This window comes from Cupriavidus sp. CP313 (assembly GCF_054072015.1).
The window spans coordinates 416,819-438,194 of sequence record NZ_JBSVZB010000002.1 but is presented as its reverse complement, the minus strand read 5'-3'; the positions used below and the strand labels follow the sequence as shown (position 1 = coordinate 438,194).

The 21,376-nt window shown below is 67.0% G+C and carries 22 protein-coding genes; 12 read left to right on the top strand and 10 right to left on the bottom strand.

Translation table 11 applies throughout. The features are described 5' to 3' along the window. Positions 1-24: 24 nt before the first annotated feature. Complete coding sequence (locus tag ACW4E8_RS04265; protein ID WP_456803360.1) at positions 25-783, top strand: Mut7-C RNAse domain-containing protein; 759 nt, start codon at positions 25-27, stop codon at positions 781-783. Here ACW4E8_RS04265 and ACW4E8_RS04260 read toward each other — a convergent pair. Continuing rightward, positions 780-1,364: a 5-formyltetrahydrofolate cyclo-ligase gene (locus ACW4E8_RS04260; RefSeq protein WP_456803359.1), complete on the bottom strand. Its 585-nt coding sequence runs from the start codon at positions 1,362-1,364 to the stop codon at positions 780-782. The genes ACW4E8_RS04265 and ACW4E8_RS04260 overlap by 4 nt on opposite strands. 106 nt (positions 1,365-1,470) lie before the next feature. Between ACW4E8_RS04260 and ACW4E8_RS04255 the strand changes: the two genes are divergently transcribed. The 4 genes from ACW4E8_RS04255 (at position 1,471) to ACW4E8_RS04240 (ending at position 6,785) form a co-directional block, all read left to right on the top strand. After that, on the top strand, positions 1,471-3,423 hold the full coding sequence (locus ACW4E8_RS04255) for a transglycosylase SLT domain-containing protein (RefSeq protein WP_456803358.1): 1,953 nt from the start codon (positions 1,471-1,473) through the stop codon (positions 3,421-3,423). Positions 3,424-3,529: 106 nt separating this feature from the next. Further along, positions 3,530-4,552 (top strand): complex I NDUFA9 subunit family protein, encoded by a 1,023-nt coding sequence (locus tag ACW4E8_RS04250; RefSeq protein ID WP_456803357.1) that lies wholly within the window; start codon positions 3,530-3,532, stop codon positions 4,550-4,552. 185 nt (positions 4,553-4,737) lie between these two features. Further along, positions 4,738-5,436, top strand: a complete 699-nt coding sequence (locus ACW4E8_RS04245) for a glutathione S-transferase family protein (protein ID WP_456803356.1) — start codon at positions 4,738-4,740, stop codon at positions 5,434-5,436. A 113-nt stretch (positions 5,437-5,549) separates the two neighbouring features. Then, positions 5,550-6,785 carry a multifunctional CCA addition/repair protein gene (locus ACW4E8_RS04240; RefSeq protein ID WP_456803355.1) on the top strand — a complete coding sequence of 412 codons (1,236 nt, stop codon included), beginning with the start codon at positions 5,550-5,552 and terminating at the stop codon, positions 6,783-6,785. Here ACW4E8_RS04240 and ACW4E8_RS04235 read toward each other — a convergent pair. The 6 genes from ACW4E8_RS04235 to ACW4E8_RS04210 are packed head-to-tail and all read right to left on the bottom strand — an operon-like array spanning position 6,782 to position 12,052. Then, the gene (locus ACW4E8_RS04235; RefSeq protein ID WP_456803354.1) at positions 6,782-7,219 is read right to left on the bottom strand and encodes a universal stress protein; all 438 of its coding nucleotides are present in this window, start codon (positions 7,217-7,219) and stop codon (positions 6,782-6,784) included. The genes ACW4E8_RS04240 and ACW4E8_RS04235 overlap by 4 nt on opposite strands. Positions 7,220-7,260: 41 nt before the next feature. After that, positions 7,261-8,094, bottom strand: a complete 834-nt coding sequence (locus ACW4E8_RS04230) for an ABC transporter ATP-binding protein (RefSeq protein ID WP_456803353.1) — start codon at positions 8,092-8,094, stop codon at positions 7,261-7,263. Next, entirely contained in the window at positions 8,091-8,837 is a 747-nt protein-coding gene (locus tag ACW4E8_RS04225) for an ABC transporter ATP-binding protein (protein WP_456803352.1), read from the bottom strand. Before ACW4E8_RS04225 ends, ACW4E8_RS04230 begins: the two co-directional genes overlap by 4 nt. Beyond that, positions 8,834-9,850: a branched-chain amino acid ABC transporter permease gene (locus ACW4E8_RS04220; RefSeq protein WP_456803351.1), complete on the bottom strand. Its 1,017-nt coding sequence runs from the start codon at positions 9,848-9,850 to the stop codon at positions 8,834-8,836. Before ACW4E8_RS04220 ends, ACW4E8_RS04225 begins: the two co-directional genes overlap by 4 nt. Then, positions 9,847-10,743, bottom strand: a complete 897-nt coding sequence (locus tag ACW4E8_RS04215) for a branched-chain amino acid ABC transporter permease (RefSeq protein ID WP_456803350.1) — start codon at positions 10,741-10,743, stop codon at positions 9,847-9,849. The genes ACW4E8_RS04220 and ACW4E8_RS04215 overlap by 4 nt, the downstream gene beginning before the upstream one ends. A gap of 25 nt (positions 10,744-10,768) precedes the next feature. Then, positions 10,769-12,052, bottom strand: coding sequence for an amino acid ABC transporter substrate-binding protein (locus tag ACW4E8_RS04210; protein WP_456803349.1), 1,284 nt, complete (start codon positions 12,050-12,052; stop codon positions 10,769-10,771). A gap of 190 nt (positions 12,053-12,242) precedes the next feature. Between ACW4E8_RS04210 and ACW4E8_RS04205 the strand changes: the two genes are divergently transcribed. The 4 genes from ACW4E8_RS04205 to ACW4E8_RS04190 are packed head-to-tail and all read left to right on the top strand — an operon-like array spanning position 12,243 to position 16,476. Next, the gene (locus ACW4E8_RS04205) at positions 12,243-13,634 is read left to right on the top strand and encodes an ABC transporter substrate-binding protein (protein ID WP_456803348.1); all 1,392 of its coding nucleotides are present in this window, start codon (positions 12,243-12,245) and stop codon (positions 13,632-13,634) included. Positions 13,635-13,647: 13 nt separating this feature from the next. Continuing rightward, complete coding sequence (locus tag ACW4E8_RS04200; protein WP_456803347.1) at positions 13,648-14,676, top strand: ABC transporter ATP-binding protein; 1,029 nt, start codon at positions 13,648-13,650, stop codon at positions 14,674-14,676. After that, the gene (locus ACW4E8_RS04195; RefSeq protein WP_456803346.1) at positions 14,673-15,620 is read left to right on the top strand and encodes a carbohydrate ABC transporter permease; all 948 of its coding nucleotides are present in this window, start codon (positions 14,673-14,675) and stop codon (positions 15,618-15,620) included. Before ACW4E8_RS04200 ends, ACW4E8_RS04195 begins: the two co-directional genes overlap by 4 nt. A gap of 1 nt (position 15,621) precedes the next feature. Then, on the top strand, positions 15,622-16,476 hold the full coding sequence (locus ACW4E8_RS04190; RefSeq protein WP_456803345.1) for a carbohydrate ABC transporter permease: 855 nt from the start codon (positions 15,622-15,624) through the stop codon (positions 16,474-16,476). 9 nt (positions 16,477-16,485) lie between these two features. Here ACW4E8_RS04190 and ACW4E8_RS04185 read toward each other — a convergent pair whose 3' ends face one another. After that, positions 16,486-16,680 (bottom strand): DUF2905 domain-containing protein, encoded by a 195-nt coding sequence (locus ACW4E8_RS04185; protein WP_456803344.1) that lies wholly within the window; start codon positions 16,678-16,680, stop codon positions 16,486-16,488. A 16-nt stretch (positions 16,681-16,696) separates the two neighbouring features. Beyond that, a complete protein-coding gene (locus ACW4E8_RS04180) occupies positions 16,697-17,884 on the bottom strand; it encodes a class I SAM-dependent methyltransferase (RefSeq protein WP_456803343.1) in 1,188 nt (395 codons plus the stop codon). A 15-nt stretch (positions 17,885-17,899) separates the two neighbouring features. Between ACW4E8_RS04180 and ACW4E8_RS04175 the strand changes: the two genes are divergently transcribed. The 3 genes from ACW4E8_RS04175 (at position 17,900) to ttcA (ending at position 20,283) form a co-directional block, all read left to right on the top strand. After that, complete coding sequence (locus ACW4E8_RS04175) at positions 17,900-18,742, top strand: SDR family oxidoreductase (RefSeq protein WP_456803342.1); 843 nt, start codon at positions 17,900-17,902, stop codon at positions 18,740-18,742. Positions 18,743-18,828: 86 nt separating this feature from the next. Next, positions 18,829-19,230 carry a dihydroneopterin aldolase gene (locus tag ACW4E8_RS04170; RefSeq protein WP_011614433.1) on the top strand — a complete coding sequence of 134 codons (402 nt, stop codon included), beginning with the start codon at positions 18,829-18,831 and terminating at the stop codon, positions 19,228-19,230. 108 nt (positions 19,231-19,338) lie between these two features. Then, positions 19,339-20,283 carry a tRNA 2-thiocytidine(32) synthetase TtcA gene (gene ttcA / locus ACW4E8_RS04165; protein WP_456803341.1) on the top strand — a complete coding sequence of 315 codons (945 nt, stop codon included), beginning with the start codon at positions 19,339-19,341 and terminating at the stop codon, positions 20,281-20,283. Between the two features lie 64 nt (positions 20,284-20,347). Here the strand turns inward: ttcA and ACW4E8_RS04160 are convergent, their stop codons facing one another. Further along, positions 20,348-21,175 carry a DUF6279 family lipoprotein gene (locus ACW4E8_RS04160; protein ID WP_456803340.1) on the bottom strand — a complete coding sequence of 276 codons (828 nt, stop codon included), beginning with the start codon at positions 21,173-21,175 and terminating at the stop codon, positions 20,348-20,350. Positions 21,176-21,376: the final 201 nt, after the last annotated feature.

Genomic DNA, 21,376 nt, shown 5'->3' with positions numbered 1-21,376 from the left:
GCCGACAGTGCCATACTCGGCACCATGGTCACTGCCACCTTCCGCTTCTACGAGGAACTGAACGACTTCCTCGCGCCGGACCAGCGCCGGCGTGACCTGTCCTGCGCCTGCGCGCGCGCCGCCACGGTCAAGCACATGATCGAGGCGCTGGGCGTGCCGCATACCGAAGTCGAGCTGATCCTGGTCAATGGCGAATCGTCCGGGTTCGAGCGGCAGCTGTGCCATGGCGACCGGGTCTCGGTCTATCCCAAGTTCGAACGGCTCGACGTGTCCCCGCTGCTGCGGGTACGCGAGCAGCCGCTGCGGGTGATGCGCTTTGTCGCCGACGCGCACCTGGGCGGCCTGGCGCACCTGCTGCGCATGACCGGCTTCGACACCCTCTACGACAACCATTTCGAAGACAGCGAGATCGAGCGCATCGCCGTCGACCAGGGCCGCGTCGTGCTGACGCGCGACCGCGAGCTGCTCAAGCGCCGCGGCATCACCCACGGCTGCTATGTGCGCGCGATCAAATCGCAACTGCAGGTGCGGGAAATCTTTGCGCGGCTGGACCTGGCGCGCAGCGCACGGCCGTTTTCGCTATGTCTGGACTGCAACACGCCGCTGCGCGCGCTGGATGCGGCCGGCGCGGCCGGGCGCGTGCCGGAGGGGGTGCTCGAGCGCCATCGCAGCTTTGTCACCTGCGACCAGTGCCGGCGCGTGTTCTGGGAGGGCTCGCACTGGCGCTGCATGCGTGCGCTGGTGGATGAGCTGGTGCGGGGCGCTGAGGCCGAGCCGGGCTAGAACGGGCCGGATTCCGTGACGATCCAGTCCATGGCGATGTCATGCGGCTGCGCCTGCAACGGTACCCGGCAGGTTTCATAGCCAATGCCGATCGCCACTGGCCGCTGCGCCATGGCTGCCAGCGTGCGGTCGTAGAAGCCACCGCCGTAGCCCAGGCGGAACTTGTCCGGGCTGAAACCGACACAAGGAATGAGCAGCGCATCGGGCGTCACGGCCTCAGTGCCGTCCGGCACCGGGATGCCGTAGTGGCCGGTGGCCATGGGCGTGTCCGGTGTCCACAGGTGGAAATCCAGCGGCGCGCCCGGGCGGCTGACCGACGGCAGCGCGGCGCTGCGGCCAGGCATGGCGGCGAGCCAGCGGCCGACCGCGTCGCGCGCGTCGAACTCTTGCTGGATCGGCCAGTAGAAACCCAGGCAGCGCACGGCCAGGCCGGCCAGCAATCCGGACAGCGCGGCAGCGATGCGCGCGTCGGCTTCGGCGCGTGCGGGCAGGCCGGCGCGCTGCGCCAGCAGCTGCGTGCGCAGTGCACGACGGTCGTCGGCGGCGGGGTTGGGTGCAGTCGTGACAGGAGTGGATGACATGGCGTGGGATAATGCCCCTCGTCCGAACCAAACACGGACGGCGGAACCGCGGCTGGGCACAAGGTTCCAGGCGCCGGCGCCGCCGTCATCGACAAGGAAGCAAAGAATGCTGAAGGGAGTATATCTGCAGCGTGCCGGCCGGGCCGCCTGGATCGCGCTGGCATGTGCACTGCTTGTCACGCCCGTCCATGCGCAGAAGCGCCCGCAGGCGGTGTCGCGCCCGCAGGCGGCGGTGATCCCGAGCGATCCCGACGAGGCCTTCACCGCGCTGCGCGAAGCCGCGCGCAAGAACGACGTGGAGCGTGCCTACGCGATCTCGGCCACGCTGGTGGACTACCCGGTCCCGTCCTATGTCGAGTACTTCCGCATCAAGCCGCAGCTGTTCGACGCCAGCGGCCTGGCGCGCATCGATGCGCCCGACGACCAGGTGCGCGTGTTCCTGCAGCGCTACAAGGGCGACGCCATTGCCGACCGCATGCGCAATGACTGGCTGCTGGTGCTGGGCAAGAAGCGCGACTGGGCCAATTTCGATGTCGAATACCCGCAGTTTGCGCTCAAGGACGATACCCAGGTCGAGTGCTATGCGCTGCTGTCGCGCGCGCTCAAGGGCCAGAACGTGGCCGCCGATGCGCGCAATGTGCTGAGCGACCCCAAGTACTACGGCGAAGGCTGTGTCGACCTGATCGGCTACCTGGCGCAAAGCCAGCAGATCCAGCGCAGCGATGTCGCCTACCAGGCGCGTCTGGCGCTGGAGCAGAACTACCTCACGCTGGCCGGCAAGATCGCCGCGCTGCTGCCTGACGAGCGCGTGGACGGCGATACGCTCGCCACCGTCGTCAAGATGGCACGCAACGACCCTTTGCAGGCGGTGGCCTACCTCGGCACGGCCCAGGGCGCGCTGTCGCGTGACGAGCAGGGCGCGGCCTGGGGCGTGATCGGCCAGTTCGCCGCCAAGAAGCTGCTGCCCGATGCGGCTGGCTACTACCGCCGCCAGATGGACCTGGGCGGCAACCAGTGGCTCTCCGACGACACGCAGGAATGGCGCGTGCGCGCCGCGCTGCGCCAGGGCGACTGGAAGCAGGTGCGCCAGGCGGTGGAGCTGATGCGCCCCGAACTGCGCGCCAAGGACCCGGCCTGGATCTACTGGTATGGCCGCGCGCTCAAGACCGACGGCCGCGACACCGAGGCCCAGCAGAACTTCCAGCAGATCGCCGGCCAGTTCAACTTCTACGGCCAGCTGGCCAGCGAAGAGCTGGGCAACCGCATCACGCTGCCGGCGCGCACCACCGTCAGCGACGCCGAGGCCATGGCCATGCGCACGCGCGCCGGTTTTCAGCGGGCGCAGAAATTCTATGCCATGAACCTGCGCTTCGAAGGCAACCGCGAGTGGAACTGGGAGTTGCGCAATATGAGCGACCGCGAGCTGCTGGCCGCGGCTGAGTATGCGCGCCGCCTGGAACTGCTGGACCGCACCGTCAACTCCGCTGACCGCACCCGCAACGAACATGACTTCACGCTGCGTTTCCTGATGCCGTACCGCGACATCATGCAGCGTGCCACCGACGATGTCGGCCTGGACATGGCGTGGGTGTACGGCCTGATCCGCCAGGAATCGCGCTTCCTCATGAACGCGCGCTCGTCGGCGGGCGCACATGGCCTGATGCAGGTGATGCCGGCCACGGCCAAGTACGTCGCGCGCAAGATCGGCATGGCCGACTTTTCGCCGTCGATGATGGCCGATCCCAATATCAACATCCTGCTTGGCACCAACTACCTGAGCATGGTGCTGACCGACCTGGACAGCTCGTGGACGCTGGCTTCGGCTGCGTACAACGCCGGCCCGGGCCGGCCCAAGGCCTGGCGCAGCACGCTGGCGCGGCCGGTGGAAGGCGCGATCTTTGCAGAGACCATTCCGTTCAATGAAACGCGCGGCTATGTGAAGAATGTGCTTTCCAACGCCACGTACTATGCTGCATTGATGAGTGGCCGGCCGCAGTCGCTGAAATCGCGCCTGGGCATGGTCGCGCCGTCGGCGGTGACTACCACCAGCCTGCCCTGAAGTTGCCCCTGCGGGGGCGGGCAGGACGGGCCCTGCCGGGACGATCCGGCGGGCCCGGGCTGGCGCAGGGTGCCGCGGCGTGCAGTTTTCTTGGCACGGAGGCATCATGCAGACCAGCAACGTCCTCGTCATCGGTGGCGCCGGCTTTATCGGCAGCCACCTCGTCTCGCGCCTGGCCGGGGCTGCCTCGGCCTCGGGCGCGCCGCTGGAGCCCGGCGCCAACCCCGATTCCCCCATCGCCCCCGACCGCATCGTAGTCGGCACGCGCAATATCGAGCACGCGCAGCACCTGCTGCTGCTGCCGCGCGTGGAAGTGGTGGAGCTGGGCCTGGCCGACAATGCCGCGCTGGACGACGCCATCGGCTCGCTGGGCGTGGATGGCATCGTCGTCAACCTGGTGGGCGTGCTGCACGGCGAGCGCGCCGACCCCTACGGCGAAGCCTTTGCCAGCGCGCATGTGGAGATGGTGCGGCAGATCGCGGCGTCGTGCCTGTCCACCGGCGTGCGCCGGCTGTTGCATATGAGCGCGCTGGGCGCGGACAGCAACGGGCCGTCGATGTACCTGCGCAGCAAAGGCGACGGCGAGCGCGTCGTGCGCGTCAGCGGGCTGGACTGGACCATCTTCCGGCCCTCGGTGGTGTTCGGCCCCGATGATCACTTCCTGAACCTGTTCGCCCATATGCAACAGATGGCGCCGGTGGTGCCGCTGGCGTGCGCGCATGCGCGCTTCCAGCCGGTATTCGTGCAGGATGTCGTGCAGGCCTACCTGAATGCCATGGTGAACCCGGCCACGATCGGCCACGGCTATGAGCTGGGCGGCCCGCAGGTCTATACGCTGGAAGAGCTGGTGCGCTTTGCCGGCCGTGCTTCCGGGCATCCGCGCCCGGTGATCGCGCTGCCCGATGCGCTGGCACGGGTGCAGGCCAGCATCATGGAGCATATGCCGGGCGAACCGCTGCTGTCGCGCGACAACCTGGACTCGATGCGGCTCGACAATGTGCTGGAACACCCGGTCGCACCCGAACTGAACCTGCATCCGGCCAGCCTGGAGTCGGTCATGACCGACGCGCTGGCCGGGCGCAACCGCGATACCGCGATGACGCATATGCGGGCCAGCGTGCACCGCTGACGCGCCGGCGGCCCGGTGCGGCCTATGTGACCGGATTTCATATCGGTTGCTAGCGCAATTCACTTTGACGCGGGCGGCCGCACTGGCAGAATGACCAGTCCGGCGCGCGGCCGCCACGCCGTCCTGCAGGCCGCAGGCGCCGCGCCTGCGCCGTCTCCCTCCGTTTCCTCCCCCAAGGACCCACGATGAAGCTCGTCATCGGCAACAAGAACTATTCCTCCTGGTCGCTGCGCCCGTGGCTGTTGCTGCGCCAGGCCGGCATTGATTTCGAAGAAGTGCAGGTGCGCCTGTTCACCGGCAGCTTCGCCGCCGAGATCGCGCGCTATTCGCCCGCGGGCAAGGTGCCGGCGCTGGTCGATGGCGAGGTCACGGTGTGGGATTCGCTGGCGATCTCCGAATACCTGGCCGAGCGCTTCCCGGAAAAGCACTTGTGGCCGGCCGACCGCGCCCAGCGCGCGGTGGCGCGCGCCGTCTGCGCCGAGATGCATTCGGGCTTCGGCAACCTGCGCAGCCAGTTGCCGATGAACGTGACTGCGGTGCTGCCCGGGTGCGGCTGGAACGTGGCCGTGCAGCGCGACGTGGAGCGCATCGCCGCGATCTGGGAAGGGCTGCGCAAGCAGCACGGCGCGAGCGGGCCGTTCCTGTTCGGCGACTTCACCGTGGCCGACGCGTTCTTTGCGCCGGTGGTGAGCCGCTTTGCCACCTACGGCATCCACCTGCCCGATGACGCCGAAGCGGCCAAGGCCTACGCCGACTTCATGCTGGCTCTGCCCGCGATGCAGCAATGGATTGCCGGCGCACGCGAGGAACGCGACTTCCTGGCCGACGACGAGCCGTACCGCCTGGTCCCGGATCGCCCTGATGCGATAATCGTCAATCACTAGTCCACTGAATCATTGACATGGCAGGCACCGAACAATTTCAGTGATTCAGTGGACCAGCAACACCGCCGGCGTTGGGCACCTGCCCGGCGCCGGCCCATGACGAGGCCAGAACGATGCAGGTGTATGCCGTCGGCGGCGCGATCCGCGACGAATTGCTGGGCAAGCCCAGCCAGGACCGCGACTACGTGGTCGTTGGCGCGACCCCGGCGCAGATGGAGGCCGCGGGCTTTCGCCCGGTGGGCAAGGATTTCCCGGTCTTCCTGCATCCGCGCACCCAGGAGGAGTACGCGCTGGCCCGCACCGAGCGCAAGACCGCCATGGGCTACAAGGGCTTTGCCTTCTACTGCGAGCCCGATGTCACGCTTGAGGACGACCTGGTCCGGCGCGACCTGACCATCAACGCAATGGCGCGCGCCGTCGATGCCGACGGCAACCTGGCCGGTCCCGTGATCGATCCGCACGGCGGCCAGCGCGACCTGGCCGCGCGCTTGTTCCGCCATGTTTCCGACGCCTTTGCCGAAGACCCGGTGCGCATCCTGCGGCTGGCGCGCTTTGCCGCGCGCTTCCAGGACTTCACCGTTGCCGCCGAGACCATGCGCCTGATGCGCGAGATGGTGGCCGCTGGCGAAGTCGATGCCCTGGTCCCCGAGCGCGTCTGGCAGGAACTGGCGCGCGGGCTGATGGAGGCGCGCCCGTCGCGCATGTTCGAGGTGCTGCGCGAATGCGGCGCGCTGGCGCGGCTGCTGCCCGAGCTGGACCGGCTGTGGGGCGTGCCGCAGCGCGCCGACTACCACCCCGAGGTCGATACCGGCGTGCACGTAATGATGGTGATTGACCGCGCCGCCGCGATGGGCACGCCGCTGCCGGTGCGCTTTGCCGCGCTGGTGCACGACCTGGGCAAGGGCACCACGCCCGAGGACGTGCTGCCGCGCCATACCGGCCACGAGATGCGCAGCGTGAAATTGCTGGAGGACGTTTGCGCGCGCCTGCGCGTGCCCAACGAGTGCCGCGACTTGGCACTGGTGGTGGCGCGCGAGCACGGCAATATCCACCGCTCGCTGGAGATCGGCGCGGCGGCCGTGATGCGCCTGCTCGAACGCTGCGATGCATTGCGCAAGCCGGCCCGCTTTGCCGAAGCACTGCAGGCCTGCGAGGCCGACATGCGCGGACGCAAGGGCTTCGAATCGAGCGCGTACCCCCAGGCGGCGCGCTTGCTGACCGCGCTGGGCGCAGCGGCGGCCGTCGACGCCGGCGCCATTGCGCGCGCCTGCGGTGACGATGTCGGCCAGATCCGCGACCGCATCCATGCGGCGCGCGTGGCGGCGGTGGCGCAGCGGATAGACAGCTAGCGATAGACCAGCACTGGAATCTTGGTATGCGTCAGCACCTTGTGCGTTTCGCTGCCGATCAGCAGTGCCTGCACCCCGCGCCTCCCGTGCGAGGCCATCACGATCAGGTCGCATTGCCGGCGTTCGGCCTCGTCGATGATGGCCTGGAAGATGTGGTCGCCGGTGACGCAGGCGGTATCGCAGGTCACGCCAGCCGCAGCGGCGTCCTTCGCAATCGTCTCCAGGTACGCTTCGGCCTGCCGGTAGGCTTCCTGCATATAGCGCTCCCGGGTTTCGCTCAGCATGGCGGTCTGCAGGCGCATCACGTCATAGTGCGCAATGACCTGGATGGCGGTGATGCTGGCCTGCAGCGGCTGGGCCAGCGCGATGGCGTTGCGATAGGCCGTATCGGACAAGGTCGAACCGTCGACCGCCACGAGCAGATGCTTGAACATTTTGGTCTCCTTGCAAGCTGGCGCCCGACCGCTGGTGTCGCTCAGGCGCCGAGAAACAGCCGGCCGACTTCCGGGTCCCGGCCCAGTTCGCCACCGGTGCCGGCCATGGCCAGCTGCCCGGCCACCAGGACATAGCCGAGGTCGGCGAATGCTAGCCCTTTGCGGGCATTCTGTTCGACCAGGATGATGGTCTTGCCCTCGTCTTGCTGCAGATGGCGCAGCAGTTCGAACACCATGTCGACAAAGCGCGGCTGCAGCCCGATCGAGGGCTCGTCCACCAGCAGCACGGCGGGGTCCATTATCAGCGCGCGCGAGATTTCCAGCAGCCTGCGTTCCCCGCCGGAGAGCACGCTGGCGCGCTGGCCGCGCCGTAGCGCGAGCGCGCCATGGCGCTGGAAGATGCGCTCGGCGGCGGCCGCGGCGTCTCGCGGGTGCCGCATCAGGTACCCGCCCATCAGCAGGTTTTCTTCGACCGTCATGTCGGGGAAGAGCGAACCCTCCTGCAGCACATAGGCTATGCCTGCCTGCCGCAGCTTCTGCTCGGCACGCAGATGGGTGACCGGCGCGCCGGCCACGGTGATGGTCCCCGACATGACCCGGGCCAGGCCGTAGATGGCGCGCAGCACCGTGGACTTACCCGCGCCGTTCGGGCCGATCAGGCACAGCGAACCGCCGCGCGCCACGCGCAGGCTGAAGCCGTGCAGGATCTCCATGCCGCCGTAGCCGGCGACCAGGTTGTCCACGGCGACCATCGGCGTGCCGCCGGCCAGTTGCTCGAGTTGCGCGAGGGTTGGCCGGGGGCGCGAGAGGGCGGCGGCGAGCGTGGCGGCAGGCGCCTGGGCAAGCGGCTGGGCCGCGGTGTGCGCGGCGATCATGGCTGTCCTCCCAGGTAGGCCTCGATCACTGCACGGTTGGCGGTGATCTGCGCCGGCGAACCTTGCGCCAGTACCTCGCCATGCGCCAGGCAGTAGACGTGGCCGGCCAGCTGCATCATCACCCGCATATTGTGTTCGATCACCAGCAGCGCGATGCCGAGCCGCGCGTTGATGTCCCTGAGCAGGGCGATCAGGCTGTCGATCATCACCGGATTCACGCCAGCGGTCGGCTCATCGAGCAGCAGCAGCCTGGGCTCGTTCATCAGGGCCATGCAGATCTCGAGCAGCTTCTGCTGCCCGAACGACAGGTCGGCGCCGCGCTGGTCCGCGTGGTCCTGCAGCCCGGCCATGCGCAGGGTCTTGTGGGCCTGTTCTGCCACTGCCGGTGCCTGCCGCGTGCACATGGCGGCGAGTCCCTCATGCACATGGGGCACGCTGACCAGCAGGTTCTGCAGGCAGCTCATCTTGCCGAACACCCGGGTCTGCTGGAAGGTGCGTACCAGGCCCAGACGCGCGATCTCGGGAACGCGCAGCCGCGAGATCTCGCGCCCGTCGAATGCGATCGATCCGCCGTCGATCGGGTGGTAGCCGACAATCGAATTGAACAGGGTCGTCTTGCCCGAACCGTTCGGCCCGATCAGGCCCACGATGCTGCCGTGCGGCACCTGCAGGGAGATCTCATGGTTGGCGACGACGCCGCCGAAGCGCTTGGTGACGCCGCGCACCGCAAGCAGGTCGGTCATGGCGCGGCACTCCCCGTCATGCGGCGGCGGTTTGCACTGTAGTCGCGCAGCCAGCCCATGATGCCGGTCGGGAACAGCACCACGATCAACACGATCAGCACGCCCAGCGCAACGCGCTGCCAGTTCAGCAGGTAAGTCCAGAACAGCTCCTGGGTCAGGTGGAACAGCGCGGCGCCGATCACCGGCCCCCACAGCGTTCCCTTGCCGCCCAGGATTGCCATCACCACCATCCACACGCCGAAGGTGGCGCCGGCAAAGGCCAGCTCGCGGGGATCGATGAAGCCCACCAGGTTGCCCGTCAGGGCGCCCGCCATGCCGAGGAAGACGGCACACACGCACCAGGCCAGGATCTTGTAGCGCGTGGTGTGCAGGCCGAGCGCCTCGGCCTTGTCCTCGTCGTCGCGGATGGCATTGAGCGCGAGACCGAATGGCCGCGCATAGAGCCAGCGCAGCGCCAGCAGGGTCACCACGGCCAGCACCAGCATCGCGTAGTAGAAGAACGGCTCGCGGCTGCCGGCAGCACCCGGGAACAGCGGCAGCGTCATGCCCGATCCCGCGCCGATGAAATCCCAGCCGGCGGCGCCATCGGCGCAGGCGATGCCCAGGCCCAGCGTGCCGATGGCGAAGTAGTGGCCGCGCAAGCCCAGCATGGCCGGGCCCAGCGCCAGCGCCGCAGCCACGGCCGCCAGCGCCGCCAGGCCGGTACCTGCTGCCAGGCCGGCGAAGTAGCCCAGTCCGAAGTCGCGCTGCGCCACCGCGCAGACATAGGCGCCCACGCCGAAGAACACGATGTTGCCGAAGGAGTTGTAGCCCATCTGCCCGCCCATCACGTCCCACGTCAGCGCGAACAGCACCATCAGCCAGAGAAAGGTCAGTTGCGTGGTGATGCCGGCGAACAGCCACGGCGCTGTCAGCGCGCCCAGGCTGCCCGCAAGCAGCGCCAGCCAGGCCACCGGGGAGGTGGCCGGGACATCCGATGCGGACCGGCGCGCGCCGCGCAGGTGCGGGTTCATCGCAGGTAGCCGCGCCGCCGGCGCAGCATCAGGTTGCGGCTCACCAGGATCACCACCAGCAGCGCGTAGAGAAAGGCGGTCTGGTATTCGGTGCCGAGCAGGAAGCCGGCATAGTTCTCGGCAATGCCCAGCCCGCCCCCTGCGCCGAGCACCGGCAGCATGCTGCCCAGCCCGGCCACCACCACGATCATGAAGGCGCGCACGGTATAGGGCAGGCCCAGGTAGGGGTGGATGATCCAGGTCATTGCCACCAGTGCGCCGGCCGCGCCGCAGATGGCGGCATTGAGGGCGAAGGTCGAGGCGTAGATGCGATCGGCGTCCACCCCCAGCACACGGGCAGCGCGCGCGTTCTGGGCGGTAGCCCGGATCGCCTGGCCGCGGCGCGAATGCCTGAGGAACAGCATCAGGCTGGCGCCCAGCGCCAGGGCTGCGGCGAACGCCGCCAGCTTGATTTTCGGCACCACCAGTCCGCCCGGCAGGAGCAGGCTGCCCAGCCCTGCATCGACCGTGCGCACATTGGCGCCGAAGGCCAGGTTGGCGAGCTGCTGCAGCACGATGCTCAGGCCGAAGGTGGCCAGCACCGAGACAAAGAGATCGCGCTCGACCAGGCGGAAGATGACGAGGCGATAGAGTCCCCAGCCCACGCCGTACATCACCGCCGCGGCAACCGGCACAGCCAGCATTGCGGGCACGCCCTTGCCAACCAGCCAGATCACGATATAGCCGCCCAGCATCACCAGCTCCCCCTGGGCCACGTTGATGAGGTTCATCACGCCCCATACCAGCGCCATGCCGTAGGCGGCCAGCGCAAAGATCGCGCCGGCCAGCAGGCCATCCACCACGAGCTGCAGGTTCAGCTCAGGACTCTGGACGAGGACCGCGAGATTGCTCATCTGCGTCAGGCCGCGCAGCAGCCCCCTATTTGCGCCGCGCCCAGGCAGGTGCCGGATAGATGACCTTCGACGACGCCCACTTGCCCGGCGCGACCACCTTGAACTTGCCGTCCTGTACCTGGTACAGCACCATCGACTTGGCGATATTCTTGCCGCTCTGGTCGAACTTGAGCGGGCCGTAGAACGTCATCAAGTCGGTCTTGGCCAGGGCATCTCGGACCTTTTCCGTATCGAACGAACCGGCGCGCTCGAAGGCGTCGGCAAAGGCCAGCACCGCGGCGGTGGACTCGGCCGCCTGGTATGGCGCCTCGTAGCGGTACTCCTGCTCGAAGCGCTGCGCGTACTGGTCGGCCGTGCCGAACCAGCGGTCCTTGTAGCTCAGCGTGCGGTCCCATTGCGAGCCGCACACCGCGTACTCGGCGCTCTTGCCGAATTTCTCGATGATCTGCGCGGAGTCGCAGTGGGTCAGGGCCAGCATCGGCACGTCAATGCGCATCTCTGCCACCTGCCGCACCGCCAGCGCCGCGCCCTTTTCATGGCCGGATACCACCAGGATGTCCGGCTTGAGCGCCTTCACCTTGGCCAACGTGACCGACATGTCGTTCAGCTCGGGCGGCAGCTTGTCGTCGATGACCACCTGCATGCCCAGGCGTTTCGCATCCTCTTCCACGCCGTCGCGCACGTCCTGCGAGAAGTTGTCGTTCTCGATGGCGATGGCCACCTTGAGGTTCTTCGGCGACTTGCCTGCCCGCTGCGCTTCCTCGGCGGCGAGCTGGACGGCCGAGCGCAGATAGTAGTCGGAAGTGTTGAGCACCGCGAACATGTAGCGGTAGCCCTGTGTGAACAGGTTGCGGTCCGCGCCGTTGCCCTCGACCATCGGGATCCGGTACTTCTCCGTGACCGGGGCGATCGCCTTGGTAAGCCCGGAGCTGTAGGGCCCCAGCACGAACTTGACGCCGTCCTGGCTGATCAGCCGCTCGGCCAGCTGCGCGCCGCGGGCCGAGGTGGATTCATCGTCGTAGAAGATGATCTTCAGCTGGTAGGCCTTGCCGCCGACCTTGACGCCGCCCATCTCGTTGATGCGCTTCGCGGCAAGCGTGTAGCCGTCCTGGGTGTTCTTGCCATTGGTGGAGTACTTGCCGGTCAGCGAGACCGCGGCACCGAGGACGATGGTGTCGCCCTCCACCTTGGCTGCCACGGGGAACGACAGGGCCAGGCCAAGGCCGGCCAGGGTGCAGAGGGTGGCAAGGCGTATGTGGAAGGCGCGCCTGGCACCGGCTGGCAAGCTGCGTGTGGATGCGGTTTTCATATCACCTCCTCACTCTTTCCAGCTTAGGACTCATTTCGGAAAGGGGAAGGGCTGCAAGTCACGGTTCCATCACTTCATGACATGTATCGGGATTTCCTATTCATGAAATGAAGCCTACCCTTGAGGGTGGGGTAGCTGGCTACCTGAACCGGGGTGGGAGCCGACCGCTTTCTCGTACAAGGAGATAGCCATGGCCAAGACAGTGCATCCAGGTGGTACCGACACGGCCGCCGCCACCAGCACCAATGCGGACACCAGCACCGGCAGGCGCAGATTCATCCGGACCACGGGCGCCGTCGGGCTTGCGGCCGGCCTCGGGCCCTTCCTGATCCCCAGGCATGCCCATGCGGCAAAGCACACCCTCAAGATCCTGCAGTGGAACCACTTCGTGCCGGGCTACGACAAGTGGTTCGACGACACCTATGTGAAGCAGTGGGGCCAGAAGAATGACACCGAGGTGGTGGTCGACCACGTCGGCATTCCCGCGCTGGCCACGCGTGCCGCCGCCGAAGTGTCGGCACAGAAGGGACATGACCTGTTCATGTTCCTGTCGCCGCCGCCGGTCTACGAGGAGCAGGTGATCGACCATCGCGAGCTTTATGAGGAATGCCAGCGCAAGCATGGCAAGCCGATGGAGCTGGCGATCAAGAGCACCTACAACCCGAAGACGAAGAAGTACTTCGGCTTCTCTGACAGCTTCGTGCCCGACCCGATGAACTACCGCAAGGACCTCTGGGACGACGTCGGCATGAAGCCGCCGGACACCTGGCTGGACGTCCTCGCCGCCGGCCGCAAGATCAAGGCCAAGCATGGCATTCCAGTTGGCGTCGGGCTGTCCGCGGAACTTGACACCGCGATGGCGATGCGCGCCATCCTGTATGCCTTCGGCGGCTCGGTCCAGGACGACCGGCACACCGTGGTGCTGAACTCGAAGAACACCCTGGAAGCGGTGAAGTTCGTCAAGGCGCTGTTCCAGGAAGCCATGACGCCGGAAGTGCTGGCATGGGACCCGTCGTCCAACAATCGCGCCATGCTGGCAGGCAAGATCTCGCTTTGCCTGAACGCCATCTCCATCACCCGCGAGGCCGAGAGCAAGAACCTGCCGATCGGGCGGGACATCTGGCTCACGCAGGCGCTGCAGGGGCCGGTGCGGCGCATCGCGCTGGAGCACGTGATGGACTGCTACGTGATCTGGAAATTCGCCGAGAACATCGCCGGCGCGAAGAAGTTCCTGGTCGACTATATCGACAACTTCCGGCAGGGATTCCTGGGCAGCGAGTTCTACAACTTCCCCTGCTTCCCCAGCACCGTGCCCGACCTGCAGAAGCTGATCGCCGACGACCCGAAGGCCACGCCGCGCGACAAGTACAAGGTGCTTGGCGCGCTGATGAACCAGGCGACCAATGTCGGCTACCCCGGCTACGCCAACGCGGCCGTCGACGAGATCTTCAATACCTGGGTCCTCAACACCATGTTCGCCAAGGCCGCCACGGGCGACGAGACGCCGGAGAACGCGGTCCGGATCGCCGATGCCGCGTGCAAGCGCATCTTCGCCAAGTGGCGCGACAAGGGCATGGTGTAGCGCGCGGCTGGATATGGCTTCCGTAGAAGTTCGCTCGCTCACCAAGCATTTCGATGGCGCCAACGCGGTCGACAACGTCGACCTTGGCGCCCGCGATGCCGAGTTCCTGGTCCTGCTGGGGCCGTCCGGCTCCGGCAAGACCACGCTGCTGCGCCTGATTGCCGGGCTCGAGGCGCCCAGCCGCGGCGATATCCTGGTGGATGGCCGGGTCGTCACGGCGCTGCCGCCCAGGCTGCGCAACATGGCGATGGTGTTCCAGAGCTACGCCCTGTACCCGCACCTCAATGTGTTCGACAACATCGCCTTCCCGCTGCGGGCCAGGCACATGTCGCGCGAGGAGGTCGGGCGCAAGGTGGACTGGGCCGCACAATTGTTCGGCATCGGCCATCTGCTGCAGCGCAAGCCGCGCCAGCTGTCGGGCGGCGAGCGCCAGCGGGTGGCGCTGGCGCGCGCGGTGGTGCGCGAGCCGGTGGCGTTCCTGCTCGACGAGCCCTTGTCCAATCTCGACGCCAAGCTGCGGACCTCGGCCCGCGACGAGCTGCAGCGCTTCCAGCGCCGGCTGGCCATCACCACCATCTACGTCACGCATGACCAGATCGAGGCGCTGGGCCTGGGCGATCGCATCGCCATCCTCGACCATGGCAGGATTCACCAGATCGGCACGCCGCAGGAGGTCTATGAACATCCCGCCAATCTCTTCGTCGCCACCTTTATCGGCTCGCCGCCGATGAACCTGATCGAGGCCGACGGGGTCGTGACCGGGTTCCGGCCCGAGCATTTCCTGCCGCGCGAAGCCTATCCCGCGGCGGATGCGCTGCGCGCCTTTGCCGTGGACGTGACGCGCATCGAGAACCTGGGTTCGGACCGCCTGGTGTATGGCAAGCTGGAAGCGCCGCTGCCGCCGGCCAGCGTGGTTTCGCGCATTCCCTGCACGGTGACGGTCCCGATCGAGGCCGGCACCGGCCACCGCTTCGTGGTGCGCGAGCGCGACCTGCGCCGCTTCGATGCGAAATCCGGGGCCAGCCTGGGAGCCGCGCCGTGAAGCCCCTGCACATCGTCACCGGGCGGCCGGCGACGGATCTGGCGTTGCAGCCCGCGCAGCGCCTGACTGACGACGACCGCTGGCTCGGCCGTGCCATGCTCGCCCCGGCGGTGATCTACATCGCGCTGCTGGTCGGCTTTCCGTTCATGCTGTCGATCTACTACAGCCTTTCGGATGCCACGGTAGGCAGCCAGGTGCTGCACTTCGTCGGCCTGGAGAACTTCCGTCGCGTGCTGGAAAGCGACACGTTCTGGCGTTCGCTGCGCAACGCGCTGGTCTTCACGCTGGTATCGCAGGCGCTGGTAGTGGTGTTGGCCAAGATACTGGCAATGGCCCTGTACCAGGACTTCCGCGGCAAATGGCTGGTGCGGCTGCTGATCCTGCTGCCGTGGGTGGCGCCGATCTCGCTCGGCACCATCGGCTGGCTGTGGATCTTCGATCCGGTCTACAGCATCATCAACTGGACCCTGGCCGCGGTCGGCGTGCTGGGGCCGCGCAACTGGCCGGTGTGGCTCGGCCAGCCGGAACTGGCGATGGCCTCGGTCATCGTGGTGGACGTCTGGCGCCTGCTGCCGCTGGCCACGGTGATCATCCTCGCCGGGCTGAGCGGCATCCCGCAGGACATCCACGACGCCGCCGCCATGGATGGCGCCGGCTTCTGGCGGCACCTGTTCCTCATCAACATTCCGCTGGTGATGCCCATCATGCTGGTGGCGCTGCTGTTCGGCATCGTGTTCACCTTCACCGACATGATCATCATCTACGTGCTGACCCGGGGCGGGCCGTACGACACCACCCAGGTGCTGGCCAGCCTGGCCTTCTTCACCGGCATCCAGGGCGGCGACCTGGCGGAAGGGGCCGCCATCTCGCTGTTCCTGTTCCCGGTGCTGGTGGCGGTCGTGATTGCGCTGCTGACCGTGGCGCGCCGCACCGAGGTGACCTGAAATGCGCCACGCTGCCATCACCTGGCGACGCTGGGCCGCGCGCAGCGCCCATTTCGGCGTCCTCGCCGCGTTCGCGGCGTTCTGCGCGTTTCCCTTCTACTGGATGCTGATCACGACCTTCAAGGATGTGCACGACCTGATCAACACCGCCAACAACCCGTTCCTGTTCAACCTGCCGCCGACGATGGAGAACCTGCGGATCCTGTTCGGCGAGACCCGCTATCTGCGCTGGGTGCTCAATACCCTGGTCGTGTCCGTAGGCGTAGTGCTGATCACGCTGCTGCTGGCCGTGCCCGCTGGCTACAGCCTGGCCCGGCTGTCGGGCCGCTGGGGCCGGCAGTGGGCCATCGGCATCTTCCTGACCTACCTGATTCCGCCCACCATCCTGTTCATCCCGTTCTCGCGCATCATCGGCGCGCTGGGCCTGCAGGATTCGCTGTGGTCGCTGGTGCTGGTGTACCCCAGCTTCACGGTGCCATTCTGCAGCTGGCTGATGATGGGGTTCTTCAAGGCGGTGCCGCGCGACATCGAGGAAGCCGCGATGATGGATGGCCTGAGCCGTTTCGGCGCGTTCCTGAAGGTGGTAGTGCCGCTGTCGTCGAGCGGGATACTGACCGTGGTCATCTTCAGCGCTACGCTGGCGATGCAGGAATTCATCTATGCGCTGACCTTCATCACCAGTTCATCGCAGTACACGGTCAGCGTCGGCGTGCCGACCTTCCTGGTGCGGGGCGATGTCTATTTCTGGGGTTCGCTGATGGGCGCCTGCCTGATCGTCAGCGTGCCGGTGGCTGCGCTCTACAACAGTTTCCTTGACCGCTTCGTCGCCGGGTTTACCGTCGGCGCGATCAAGTGATTCACTGCACTAAAGCAGCTTGCCGATCACCAGCGCAATCATCGAAATCAGGATCGTCGACGCAAACGGCAGCACGAACTCGCGCCCGAACACGCGGAAGCGCACATCGCCGGGCAGCCGTCCCAGCCCGACCTTCTGCAGCCACGGCAGCGCCGCGGACAGGATGATCACGCTCAGGAAAATCGTCAGGGTCCAGCGCAGCATGGTGGCTCCGGTGCCGTTACAGGGTGTGGCAGCGGTCGCCGCGGGCAAAGCCGTCCATCGGTTCGCTGTCGTCCAGGCCGCGCGTGAGCGCGATCACCTTGAACAGCTCGCCCATCTCGGCTTCTGACAACAACTTCTGCACCGCATTGGCCTGCGGCAGGAAGGCGCGGGCGTCGGACGGGTCCAGCGCCATCAGCAGCTCGGTGATGCCTGCATTCATCAGGAAGCGCGCCTGCGAGGCAAAGCCCGCCACGTTCAGCCCCGCATCCACCGCGGCATGGGCGATGCCGCTGAAATTCACGTGCGCGGTGATGTCCTGCAGGCCCGGGTACAGGAACGGGTCCGGGTGCGCATGATGGCGGTAGTGGCACATCAGCGTGCCGCCGGCGCGCTGCGGGTGGTAGTACTCGCCCGCCGGGAAGCCGTAGTCGATAAAGAAGGCCGCGCCGCGCGCCAGCATGGCGCCGACCGCGCGTGCAAAGCCCTCGGCTTCGGCATGGGTCTCGGTGACGAGGTCGTGGTCGCCGGGGATGGCGCGCAGTGCCTCGGGCACGTCGGCATCGGCAAGCGGGCGGTCCTTGAAGCGGAAGGCGGGTGTGGCATCGTCGCCGCGCACTACGCCGCGCTCATGCCAGCGGCCGCCGCTGCGTGCGTAGAGCTGTACCGGCATCGCATCCAGCACTTCATTGCCGATGATCACGCCTTCAAAGCTGGCAGGCAGCGTATCGAGCCAGGTGACGCGGTCCGCCAGGTGTGGCGCGCGCTGCGCCAGTGTGGCCTGCTGGCGCGCGCGCAGTTCGCCCGACAGCTCGACGATGGCGTAGGTGTCCGGCAACTGGCCTTCCTGCTCCAGCCCCAGCAGCAGGTCCGCCGCCAGCCGGCCGGTGCCTGCGCCGAATTCCAGCATGCGCGGCAATCCCTGCGCCAGCAGCGGCGCGAACTGGCGCGCCAGCGTGCGCGCGAAAAAGGGGCTCAGCTCCGGGGCGGTGATGAAGTCGCTGCCGTCGCGGGCATCGCGCCCGAACTTGGCCGAGCCGCCGCTGTAATAGCCCAGGCCGGGTGCGTACAGTGCCAGCGCCATATAGCGGTCAAAGCCGATCCAGCCGCCGGCCGCATCGATGGATTCGCCAATGCGGGCCGTAAGGGTATCGGACGCAGCCTGCGCGTCGGCGGGGGGAAGGGGTAAACTAGCGGCTTTCTGCATCCTGCGATTGTAGCAATGCCCGCATCCAAAACTCCTGCCAGCCAGACCAGTGACCAGACCGGTGGCCAGCGCGCCACCGCCCGCGGCGTGGCGCTGGTGACCGGCGGCGCGCGCCGCCTGGGCCGCGCCATCGCGCTTGAACTGGCCGCGCAGGGCTGGGACGTGGCCGTGCACTGCCATCGCTCGGTGGACGAGGCCGAGGCCCTGGCCGCGCAGATCCGCGCGCTGGGCCGCCGTGCCGCGGTGCTGCGCGCCGACCTGGCCGACGAGGCCGCCACCGGCCGCCTGGTGGCCGACTGCACCGCCGCGCTGGGCGTGCCCACTTGCCTGGTCAACAACGCTTCGCTGTTCCAGTACGATGTGGCGACCAGCTTCTCATATGCGTCGCTGGATACGCATATGCGCACCAACGTCGCCGCGCCGCTGCTGCTGGCGCGCGAGCTGCACAAGGCGCTGGGCGCCGCTGCCAGCAACGACAAGGCCGCCGAGCCGCGCGGCGTGGTGATCAACCTGCTGGACCAGAAGCTGGATAACCTGAACCCGGACTTCCTGTCGTACACGCTGTCCAAGGCCGCGCTGCAGACCGCCACGGTGCAGCTGGCGCAGGCGCTGGCGCCGCGCCTGCGCGTGGTCGGCGTGGCCCCGGGCATCACGCTGGTGTCGGGCGAGCAGTCCGAGCAGAGCTTCCGCCGCGCGCATCGCGTGACGCCGCTGGGCCAGTCGTCCACGCCCGAGGACATCGCCCAGGCGGTGGCCTACCTGGCGCAGGCGCGCGCCGTGACCGGCACCACGCTGTATGTGGACGGCGGCCAGCACCTGATGCCGCTGGCGCGCGACGTGATGTTCCTGACCGAGTAAGCTGGAAGCCAGCAACCGAATACCGTAGTGCCTGATGTGCCGCGCCCGCCGGGCGCGGCTTCCTTTTTCCCCTCAGCAGCCCGCTCATGACCATGCTCGCCGCCCTTTCCCACCCCAGCCTGCAAGACTGCCGACGCATGTTCCTGCGCAACTACGAAGTGCAGATCAATATCGGCGTGCACGAATTCGAGAAGAAGGGCGAACAGCGGGTGCTGATCAATATCGACCTGTTCGTGCCGCTGGCGCAGAGCACCCCGCAGGCCGACAAGCTCGATGAAGTGGTCGACTACGACTTCATGCGCAACACCGTGGCCGAGCGCATGGCGCAGGGCCACGTGCACCTGCAGGAAACGCTGTGCGACGACGTGGCGCGCGCCATGCTCAAGCACCCCAAGGTGCGCGCCGTGCGCGTGTCGACCGAGAAGCCTGACGTGTACCCGGATTGCGATTCGGTCGGCGTAGAGGTATTCCATATCAAGCAGGCCTGAGCCGCGGGCCACTGGCGCCAGCACCGTGCGGGCGCCTAAAGTAAGATGTTGCCCCTTCGCGCCGCGCCGGCCATTCCATCCGGCGGGCGCCACGCAACAGGATGCTCCATGAGCCACTCGAACAACTTCTACCGCCTCGAGACGAGGCTGCAATCGCAAACCGGCAAGGCCATCGGCGACTTCGGCATGATCGAGGACGGCGACACCGTGCTGGTCTGCATGAGCGGCGGCAAGGACTCGTACACCATGCTGTCGGTCCTGATGGCGCTGCAGAAGCGCGCGCCGATCCAGTTCAAGCTGATCGCGATGAACCTGGACCAGAAGCAGCCTGGCTTCCCGGAACACATCCTGCCGGCGTACCTGAAGTCGGTCGGCGTGGAATATGTGATCGTCGAGGCGGATACCTACTCGATCGTCAAGGAGAAGGTGCCCGAGGGCAAGACCACCTGCTCGCTGTGCTCGCGCCTGCGCCGCGGCGTGATCTACCGCACCGCCAAGGAGCTGGGCGCCAACAAGATCGCGCTGGGCCACCACCGCGACGACATCGTCCAGACCTTCTTCCTGAACATGTTCTTCGGCGGCAAGATGAAGGCGATGCCGCCCAAGCTGTCGACCGACGACGGCCAGCACATCGTGATCCGCCCGCTGGCGTACTGCTCGGAGAAGGACATCGCGTCGTACGCGCGCGCCATGGAGTTCCCGATCATCCCGTGCAACCTGTGCGGCTCGCAGGAAAACCTGCAGCGCAAGAAGGTCAGCGAGATGCTGCAGGACTGGGAGCGCCAGAACCCGGGCCGTATCGACAATATCTTCGCGGCGCTGCGCAACGTGGTGCCGTCGCACCTGGCCGATACCGACCTGTTCCCGTTCACCGGGCTGGCCACCGGCCTGGCCAAGGTGGATGAAGCGTCACTGTTCGGCGAAACCACCTTCCAGCAGCAGCCGCTGATGTTTGCCGGAAATGTGGAAGAGAACCGGATGGAGTTCGTGCGCTTCGAGCGTCCGCCAGCGGCTGCCGCGTCACCGGCGGCGGAGCAGGCCGGCACGCAGTAGCGCCAGCGCCCGCCGCATGGCAAAACGCCCGCTTGCGCGGGCGTACTTCGTTTTGAGCAGGGCTTCAGTTCGTCGCCGCCGACTGCACCGGGGCCTTTGCCTTCTCGCGTACCAGCGCATGCGTGTCGTCGATCCATTTCTGGAACCGGTCTTGCGCATGCGCCATCTGCTGCGGCGTGGCCATGTTGGCGATCGCCACGGTCAGCGCAATGCCCGCATTGTTGCTGGCTTCATGGCTGGCAGCATACTTGGCTGGCGGGTTCTGCCAGTATTCGCGGAAGCGGCGCAGCACGTCTATCACCTGCGCCTTGGGTGGCTGCGTGGCCTGCACGAAGCGCACCATCCTGAGCCATTCCTGCTGCCGGGCGACGCGCTCGGCGTAGCGCGCCTCGGCATTCTGCACCACCGGGCCCATCCTGGCGCGGATGGCCTTTTCCTGATCGCTGGAGAAGCTGCCGTAGACCAGCCGCGCGTAGTCCATCACCTTGTCATAGCGCGCCTCCTCGCGCTCGGCAGGGTCTGGATTCAGGAATTTCTTGCGGTACTTGGCATTGCCGTCGGCAAATTTCTTTTCCATGCGGCCGATCTGCTCAGGCGTCAGCGTCAGCAACAGGTCGGCGAGGTCGGGCATCGCCTGTTCGAACGACTTGCGCGCCAGCTGCTGCGAGGCCTCCTGGAAGTGCTCGACCGTGGCCGGTGTCACCGGTTGGCGCACGTCGGCCTTGGCCTGCTGCAGCAAGGTGGCGATTTCCGGCAACTGCGCCTTGCGATGCCAGGCAAAAAAGCGCGCAATGGCCTCGCGCGTGAGCGGCTCCTGGGCCGTGCTGACATCGACATAGTTGTCGATCCACCAGTACGCCAGGTGGTCACCCTGCTGGTATCCCAGCTTCATGGCGCTGCAGGCGCACAAAGCCGCCGCGCCCAGAATCGCGAAAATCCGCCGGACCCAGCAATTGTGAAATTCAGAAACGGCGGTCCGATGCGCAGAAACCGCCATGTTAAAATCGGCACGCATCGCAACCGGGCCACCCAGATGACTGCCAGCCAAGTCCTGGCAAGGGTTTGCGGGATTATGCGCAGGCCTGGTCGCACG